General features: G+C 72.1%; 6 protein-coding genes. 3 read left to right on the forward strand and 3 right to left on the reverse strand.

The features are described from left to right. Positions 1-423 (forward strand): glycerate kinase (locus ND748_RS19225; protein ID WP_251747392.1); only part of this gene is annotated, 423 nt, incomplete at its 5' end. Positions 424-517: 94 nt separating this feature from the next. Here the strand turns inward: ND748_RS19225 and ND748_RS19230 are convergent. Then, complete coding sequence (locus ND748_RS19230; RefSeq protein WP_251747397.1) at positions 518-1,318, reverse strand: N-acetylmuramoyl-L-alanine amidase; 801 nt, start codon at positions 1,316-1,318, stop codon at positions 518-520. A 406-nt stretch (positions 1,319-1,724) separates the two neighbouring features. On the opposite strand from ND748_RS19230, the gene ND748_RS19235 reads away from it, so the two are divergent. Both ND748_RS19235 and ND748_RS19240 read left to right on the forward strand, forming a co-directional pair. Further along, positions 1,725-2,774, forward strand: coding sequence for a GNAT family N-acetyltransferase (locus tag ND748_RS19235; protein ID WP_251747393.1), 1,050 nt, complete (start codon positions 1,725-1,727; stop codon positions 2,772-2,774). Positions 2,775-3,000: 226 nt separating this feature from the next. Further along, a complete protein-coding gene (locus ND748_RS19240) occupies positions 3,001-3,540 on the forward strand; it encodes a hypothetical protein (protein WP_251747394.1) in 540 nt (179 codons plus the stop codon). A 70-nt stretch (positions 3,541-3,610) separates the two neighbouring features. On the opposite strand, the gene ahcY is transcribed toward ND748_RS19240, so the two are convergent. Beyond that, entirely contained in the window at positions 3,611-5,047 is a 1,437-nt protein-coding gene (gene ahcY, locus ND748_RS19245; protein ID WP_251747395.1) for an adenosylhomocysteinase, read from the reverse strand. Positions 5,048-5,267: 220 nt separating this feature from the next. Then, positions 5,268-7,949 (reverse strand): RND family transporter, encoded by a 2,682-nt coding sequence (locus ND748_RS19250; RefSeq protein WP_251747396.1) that lies wholly within the window; start codon positions 7,947-7,949, stop codon positions 5,268-5,270. Positions 7,950-8,369 lie beyond the last annotated feature (420 nt).

The following is an 8,369-nucleotide window of genomic DNA, read 5'->3' on the forward strand; positions in this document are numbered from 1 at the left end:
CGCGGCGACGGGTGGCGCAGACCGTGTGGCGGGGGGGCCGCCCCGGGGGCGGGCGCGGCCGGCGGCACCGCCTACGGCCTCGCCGCGGCCTGGGGCGCCGAGCTCGTGCCGGGCGTGCAGACGATCACCGAGGCGGCCGGGTTGCCGGCGGCCCTCGCCGGGGCCGGTTGGGTGGTGACCGGCGAGGGCCGCTTCGACCGGACGTCCCTGGCGGGCAAGGTGGTGGGCGGAGTGCTGGCCCTGGCCCGGACGGCGGGCGTGCCGGTGCTCCTGGCCGCGGGCCAGGTCGATGCCCCCCGCCCGGAGGGGGCCATCGCCGAGGTCGCCCTGGCCCGGTTGGCGGGCGGCGTGCAGGCGGCAATGGCCGAGCCGCTGCGTTGGCTGCGCGCGGCCGGCGCGGAGCTTGCCAGCCAGGCTCGCTGACGCCGCCGCAGTGTGACGTCTCGGCGCCATGGCGTTGCAGTAGGTGACGTCGTGGCGGGGATGTGCCGGCCCTGCCGGCCCGGGCTGGCCGGCGTCAGACGGCGCGGTTCATCCCGGTGAGGATGTAGCCGATCTTGCGCCAGGTGCCCGCTCCGCAGATGCCGTCGTCGGCGATGCGGCCGAACCACGGGGACGCGTAACGCTGCAGCGAGGCCACCCGCGCGGTGGTGCGTGGCCCGTACGCGCCATCCGGAATGATCCGGTTGGGATCGCCGGTCGGCACCTCGTGGCCGAAGACGATGTTCAGCGCGTTCTGAAGCTCCACGACGTCCGCGCCGCGGGCGCCCTCGCGCAGCGTGGGCCGGCCGGCGTATCGGTCGCGGGGATCGGACGCCACGCCGCGACCGTTACCGAGCGCGAGCGCGAGGATGTCGCCGCGGCGGGCCGCCCGGAGGTCGCCGGGACAGGTGTGCCCGCCCCATGCCTGCCCGCCCATCCGGTGGGTGCCGAGACCATATCCGTTCGGCGAGTCGGCGATCTCCCCTTTCCAGCCGAACTCCCGCATCCCCCAGCCGAACAGCTCGGCCAGTCTGGTGATTTGGATCGGGGTGTAGTCCTCGGTGTCGTAACCCTCGCATTCGCAGGAGATCCAGTACGGATTCCCGGCAGCCTGGGCCCAGGCCCGCTGATCGAACGGGACATACTGCTCGAAGTCGCCATCTCGGGACAGCCACAGGTGGGAGCTGACCTCGCTGGCGGCGTTGTCGAACCAGCCGAACAGCGAGCCGGTGCCGACCTGGACGTGCGCGATGAGTCCCCGGGTCGGCTGAATCATCGTGCCGGACGTGTTCCGCACCGGCCGCAGCCGGGCGGGCGGGTAGCGGGTCGGCGCCATCGTCAGCGGCCCACCCGTGCGCACGCGTCGTCACGACAGGTTCTCGTCTGGAGAATCACGATTCCGGGCCGCTTCCTCTTCGTGCGGTCGACAGTCGGCGCTGACCAAGGATGGTCGATCCCGACCGGTACAGTCCTGCTTTCTACTCGGACTGGCGAGATGGCCGTGATGCCGGGTCTGTCGGGTGTCCGTCCGTATCGGGCAGGATGCCCGGACGCGCCGCCCACGGAAACCTGCGTGACGCCCACCGGCGTCCACCGGCGTCCACCGGCGGCACCCGGCGCCGGATCGCCCCGTTCGGGGGCCCGGGTCCGGACTCACCCGCCCGCCGCCCGCCGGGCCGGCGCCTAGACTGCCGGCCTATGTCCGGATCCGGCCTGCGGCTCCCCCGATCGGACCAGCGTCGATGAGCGGGCGCGCCGGCGACGCCGCCGTCACCGTGGTCGCGGGGACGCCGCCGCGCACCGCGCTCGACCTGCGGTACGAGGTCTTCGTCCGAGAGCAGGGCGTGCCGCCGGAACTGGAGTACGACGGCCTCGACGCCGCCGCGGACCACGCCGTCGTCCTCGATGGCGACGGTCGGGCGGTGGCCACGGCCCGCCTGCTCGATCCGGGGCCGCGCCAGCCGGACGCGGAGCCGGCGGGGATCATCGGGCGGGTTGCCGTCCGCGCCGCCTGGCGCGGTCGGGGGCTGGGTCGGCTGGTCACCGCCGCGCTGGAGGGCAGGGCGGGGGAGCGTGGCCTGCCGGCCGTGGAACTGCACGCCCAGACGAGGGTGGCGGACTTCTACGCCCGGCAGGGGTACCGGTCGATCGGCGAGCCCGACGTCGAGGCGGGCATCGACCACGTGTGGATGCGCCGCGACCTGCTGCCCGGCCTGCGCCGGGGGCGGGACTCCGACGCCGCCGCCCTCCAGGACCTGATCGCGACCGCCTGGGCGCAGTACCCGGACTGTGTCCTCGACGTGGACGCCGAGGAGCCGTGGCTGCGGGCCCCCGGGTCGGCCCATGCGGCCGGTGCGGGGGAGCCCGCTCGGGCCCTGTGGGTGGTCCCGGCGGACCCAGCCGATCCGATCGGTGCGACGGGGCCGGCCGGCGGGGTGCTGGCCAGCGTGGCGGTGTGGGCCCGGCCGGGGGCGGATCTCGCGACGGCGGCCGAGCTGAAGACGCTGTACGTGTCGGCCGTCGCCCGTCGCCGAGGACTCGGCGCGGCCCTGGTCCGTCGCGCCGAACGGGAGGCCCGGCGGTGGGAGGCGGGGCAGATGCGGCTGTGGACGGACACCAGGTTCACCGACGCTCACCGGTTGTATCGGCGGCTTGGTTACCGGGCTACCGGGCACCGCCGCGACCTGCACGACCGCTCGGCGACGACCGAAATCGAGTTTCGCCGTCCGCTGCCCCCGCTGCTCCCGCCACCCCCGCCGAAGAAACTGCCGGCCTCCCCGGCTGGCGGGTGAGCAAGCCAGCCCGACCATGGCCGAGGATCTCGTCCGGCCCGCCTTTCCGGGCACCGGTCCGGGGGCGAACGAAATCCCAACGTCCCGCCAACTCTCGCTATCCTGACTGGCACTTGCTGTTTTATTTACGGGAATCCCGGACCAAATGGTGCAGCGGGTGTTCCGATCCCGCGCGGACGGCTCGTCCGACGGTCGTTCGCGGCCGGGTTCGACAAGGAGGCATTCAATGCCGTATGCCGCAGCCTCACGACGGCGGGGCCGATGCTCCCGCGGATCCCGGCCGGCCCGGGTCCGCACGACCCTCGCGGCGGCCGGCGCCACGATCGCCCTGACCGGACTGTTCGCCGTGTCCGACGCGGGGGCCGCCCACGCCGGCGGCGTGGTCTGGGCGAGTTGCCCGTCCGGCCAGGTCAGCGAGGTCAGCGTGCCGGCCTCGGACGGGGCGCCGGCGACCGGCGCGACCTGGCTCGCGGCCGGCTACTACGCCCATATCGCGACGTTCTGGCGGCCGGTGACGGCACTGCTGTGCCGGACCGAGGCCGGCCGCGGGGTCGACGCGGGCGAGCCCACGTTCCGGTTCGAGCACCAGGGCTGCCCGGGCGGCGAGGCGACCTTCGGTGTGCCGCGCCCCGCCGCCGTCGGCGGCAGTGGCGCCGACGGGCCGCCGGTGACCTGGGGGACCTACCTGCCGGACGGCTGGTACGACCTGGGTGACACCAGCGACCCGGCGTGGACGTCGGTCTGCTGGTCGTCCTCGAAGCGCTGACGACCGGTCCAGGCGGGGGCCCTGATCTTCTCCCGGTGGAGAGGGCCCCCGGCAGGGACGGCCGCCGGTACTAGTAGCGGTAGTGGTCGGCCTTGTACGGACCCTCGACGGGCACGCCGATGTAGTCCGCCTGCTGCTTGGTCAGCTCGGTGAGCTTCACCCCAAGGGCGTCGAGGTGCAGTCGGGCCACCTTCTCGTCGAGGTGCTTGGGCAGCACGTAGACCCCGACCGGGTAGCTCTCGGTCTTGGTGAACAGCTCGATCTGCGCGATCACCTGGTTGGTGAAGCTGTTCGACATCACGAAGCTCGGGTGGCCGGTCGCGCAGCCGAGGTTCATCAGTCGGCCCTCGGCGAGCACGATGATTGAGTGGCCGTCCGGGAACACCCACTCGTCGACCTGCGGCTTGATGTTGATCTTCTCGATGCCGGCGGTCTTCGTCAGGCCGGCCATGTCGATCTCGTTGTCGAAGTGTCCGATGTTCGACACGATCGCCTGGTGCTTCATCGCGGCCATGTGGGCGGCCGTGATGATGTTGAAGTTGCCGGTGGTGCTGACGAAGATGTCGGCGATCCCGACGACGTCCTCGAGCACGGTGACCTGGAAGCCGTCCATCGCGGCCTGCAGGGCGCAGATCGGGTCGATCTCGGTGACGATGACCCGGGCGCCCTGGCCGCGCAGCGCGTCCGCGCAGCCCTTGCCGACGTCGCCGTAGCCGGCGACCACGGCGACCTTCCCGCCGATGAGCACGTCGGTGGCGCGGTTGAGACCGTCGATGACCGAGTGCCGGCAGCCGTACTTGTTGTCGAACTTCGACTTCGTCACCGAGTCGTTGACATTGATCGCCGGGAAGGCGAGCGTGCCGGCCTTGGCCATCTCGTAGAGACGGTGCACGCCGGTGGTGGTCTCCTCGGTGACGCCCTTGATGTTCCGGGCCGTCTCGGACCACCGGCCGGGCTTCTCGGCGATGGTGCGGCGCAGCGTCTCCAGGACGATCGCGTACTCCTCGCTGTCCGCGGGGTCGGTCGCCGGGACGGCGCCGGCCACCTCGAACTGCGCGCCCTTGTGGACGAGCAGGGTCGCGTCGCCGCCGTCGTCGAGGATCATGTTCGGGGTGCCGCCGTCCGGCCAGGACAGTGCCTGGTCGGTGCACCACCAGTACTCCTCGAGGGTCTCGCCCTTCCAGGCGAAGACCGGCACGCCCTGCGGGTCGTCCTTGGTGCCGTTCGGCCCGAGGACGATCGCGGCGGCCGCGTGGTCCTGGGTGGAGAAGATGTTGCAGGAGACCCAGCGGACGTCGGCGCCGAGCGCCACCAGGGTCTCGATGAGCACCGCGGTCTGGATCGTCATGTGCAGGGAGCCCATGATCCGGGCACCCCGCAACGGCTGGCTGGCCGCGTACTCCGCCCGGGTGGCCATCAGGCCGGGCATCTCGTGCTCGGCGAGACGGATCTCCTTGCGGCCGAACTCGGCCAACGCGAGATCCGCGACCTTGAAGTCGAAACTCATTCCTTCTCCTTCGACGCTCGGGCGGCTGCCGAGCCTGGTGGCGGGTGCGGAGTCCCGGGAACCACCCGTCAGCGGCGGCGGTGGCCGTGATGCGCCGGCCCGGGAACACGTTTCCTGAGCGTGCCACATGAGGGAAGGGGAAGGCAGACCCGGGCCGACCAGCCGGTGCGGCCGCCCAGTCACGCCCGCACGCCCGGGGTAGCCCGGCCCGGGTTTCGCCTTACCCTCGCCGTGATGCCCGCTGAGCTGGCCCGGCACCCGGCTCCGGTGCGACCCCCGGCGCGCCCGGCGCCGCACCATCGGCGCCGGCTGCGTCCCGGCCGCCGCGTGGTGTGCCGGCCGGTCGGGCCGCACCAACTCTTCCGGTAACCAGGTGTCCGCTTATGAGCCTTTTGTCTGACCGCCTGGGCTTCGGGACCGCACCGCCACGGCGGCGGTGCACCCAACCCCGCTCGTCGGCCCAGACCAGCAGCGGCGGCAGGACGACCAGCGCGGACAGCAGGGCGACGGCCACGTTCAGGGCGACCAGCAGGCCGAAATCCCGCAGGAGCGGCAGCGAGCTGAACGCCAGCACGGCGACGCCGATCACGGCGGCCAGCGCGGAGACGAGGAAGGCCCGCCCGGTGCGGGCCGCGGCCGCCTCGACCGCCTCGAGCGGCCCCAGGCCGCGGCGGCGTTCCTCCAGGTGGCGGAGCACGAGCAAGGTCGTGAACTCCGTGCACAATGCGATGATCAGCGGGCCGCTGACCGCCGTGAGCGGGCTCAGGTCGACCCCGATCAGCAGCGCGATGATCGAGCTGAGCCCCACCGCGATCAGCACCGGCACCACGGACAGCACCGCCCGCACGAGGCTGCGATTGTACAGCACGAGCAGGACGAACACCGCAATCAGCGCGTAGTACGTCAGCTCGACCCGGTTCTTGGCGAAGTTGTCCAGCAGACCGGTGCCGACGACGGCGAGCCCCGACGGGGTGGCGCTGATGCCGGCCGGGGGGCGGACGTGGTCGCGGATGCCGTCGACGACGACGGCCTGGCGCTCCAGCGACCCGGAGCCGGTCCGGAAGACGACGTTCAGCGCATGGTGCTCGCGGTTGACCATGGCGCGCTGGATGTCGGGTGGCGCCACCTGGTAGGCGAGCCGGATGTCGGCGCCGGTCGGCATCACGACGGTCGTGTTCGGCACCTCCATCATGAAGCTGATCGTCGTCACCAGGCTGGAGGCGTCCAGCAGGTCGTCGGGGTGGGCCGCGAGCTGTGCGTTGGCGAACCTGCCGACGAAGCCCGCCGTCGCGTCGTCGAACACGTCGCCCGACTGGACGAAGATGCCGAGCTCGCTGGCCGAGCCGGTGCTCGCCCGCAGCGTGTTGATGTTCTTGATCACCTGACTCTGCTGGTCGACCCACCTCTCGGGGTCCGTCTGGATCGTCAGCCGGTCGTCCGCGAAGATCCCACCCACGAAGATCGCGACGGCGGCCACGACGAGCGGGACCGCGGTGATCCGCGGCAGCGCGCCCAGCCGGATGACGGTGCGGCCGAGTGGGCCGTGGGTGTAGTCCTTCGGCGGCGTGGGGCGGCGCCGTTCCCGCACGGTCAGCGACGCGGTGAGCAGCAGCACCGTCGCGACGACGATGACCGGCAGGCCGAGTGCGAGCAGCGTGCCGAAGTCCCGGATCATCGGCACCTGGCTGAACTCCAGGGCCAGGAACGCGAGCACGGCGGCGACGGTGGCCAGCACCAGCGCCGGCAGCAGCCCGGCCAGGGCCGCCGTCACGGGGTTGCCGGCCCGGTCGAGCTGGGCTTCCTCCTCGACCCGGCTGTGCAGCTGCACGGCGAAGTCGATGCCGACGCCGAGCAGGACGGGCAGCCCGGCGATGGTCACCACGGACAGCGGCACGCCGATGTACCCGGCGAGGCCGAAGGCCCAGATGAGCCCGACTCCGACGACCCCGAGCGGCAGCAGCCGCCAGCGGACCTTGAACGCGACGATCAGCAGCCCGGCCATCAGCGCCAGCGAGATGACGCCCAGGGTGAGGAAACCGCCGCGGAGATAGTTGTTGATGTTCCGGAGCAGCACGGCGGCGCCGGTGGTCATCGCCGTCGCGTGGTCGAACCGCAGGCCGGAGGTGGCTCGCTCGACGATCCGCGCGCCCTCACCCTCGGCCGCCAGCGAGGCGTTGCCCTCCAGCCGGGTGATCATCTGGGCGGTCGACGGGGTCGGGAAGAACGGCCGCAGCGACTTGCGGATCGCGCCGGAGTTGTCGTGGAGCAGAAAATCCACCCAGGCCGGGTTGTCGAACGTGCGCTGCGCCTCGGGGATCTCCTGCATCCGCTTCAGGGTGGCCAGCGAGTCGGCGAGGCGGCGCTGCGCGGAACCCGGATCCGGGTCGCGGCTCTGGGCGCCCAGCAGGATTCTCGCGGCCGGGCTGTCGAGGACGTTGCCGTCCTTGCTGCGCACGAGGTTGTCGGTGAACTCCAGCGCGGTCAGCGGGGTGATCGTCGACTGGATGCGGGGGTCCGCGTCAAGTTCGGTCTGCAGATCCCGGAACTGCTTGATGTTGTTCGGGGTGAACAGGTCGCCGGCGTCGGCGCCGCGGTCGATGCTGAACAGGGTGAGCATCGCCTGCCCGCCGAACAACGACTGGTAGTCGACGTTGTCCCGGGCCACCCGCGAATCGCTGTTCAGGTAGTTGTCCTGGCCGGTGGTGAACTCCAGTCGGTTCAGCCCGTACCCGAGCACAAGCGTGACGAGCAGGGTCACGACGGCGACGACACCGGATCGCCGGCCAGGGAATCGCCGACCAGGGGATCGCCGACCATCGGGATCCGCGCCGGACGAGCTCGTGCGGTCGGTCGGGTCAGGAGGGCTCGTCGGATCGTCGGCTGGCATGGTGCTTGGCGGCATCGGGCACGCTCCGGAGTCTTCGTTGGCCTCCGGATCAACGCAAAGTGACCGGTCGGTCCGAGGGCTACACCCCTCGGTGTATAGCGCAGATCACATCCGAGGGGAGTAGCTCGGCGGTTGATCTTTTGTGCAATTTCCGAAGGAAACCGAGGGGGCACATTGCGTAGTCGGCGGCGGAGGTCTCGACTCCTCATAGACGCGAGGCCATCCTGCTGTCCCTCGTTTGGCCTGAAGGTGGCCGTAAGAACGGGCGGGCGAGAGAGCGACCCCGCACCTCCCCCGTCTGTGGCCCGATGGTGCCAGTGCGTGGCGGCCGGTTCGCGCGATCGTCGGGGGGGGGGGGGGGGGGGGGGCCCCCCCCCCCCCCGCGCCCCCCGCCCCCCCCCCCCCCCCCCCGGGCCCCGCCCCCCCCCCCCCCCC

The organism is Frankia sp. AiPs1 (assembly GCF_023716945.1).
GTDB lineage: Bacteria > Actinomycetota > Actinomycetes > Frankiales > Frankiaceae > Frankia.

Bases quoted from the DNA above. Each gene is read 5' to 3' on its own strand.
- ND748_RS19230 (WP_251747397.1), bottom strand. From the start codon at position 1,318: ATGGCGCCGACCCGCTACCCGCCCGCCCGGCTGCGGCCGGTGCGGAAC.
- ND748_RS19235 (WP_251747393.1), top strand. From the start codon at position 1,725: ATGAGCGGGCGCGCCGGCGACGCCGCCGTCACCGTGGTCGCGGGGACG.
- ND748_RS19240 (WP_251747394.1), top strand. From the start codon at position 3,001: ATGCCGTATGCCGCAGCCTCACGACGGCGGGGCCGATGCTCCCGCGGA.
- ahcY (WP_251747395.1), bottom strand. From the start codon at position 5,047: ATGAGTTTCGACTTCAAGGTCGCGGATCTCGCGTTGGCCGAGTTCGGC.
- ND748_RS19250 (WP_251747396.1), bottom strand. From the start codon at position 7,949: ATGCCGCCAAGCACCATGCCAGCCGACGATCCGACGAGCCCTCCTGAC.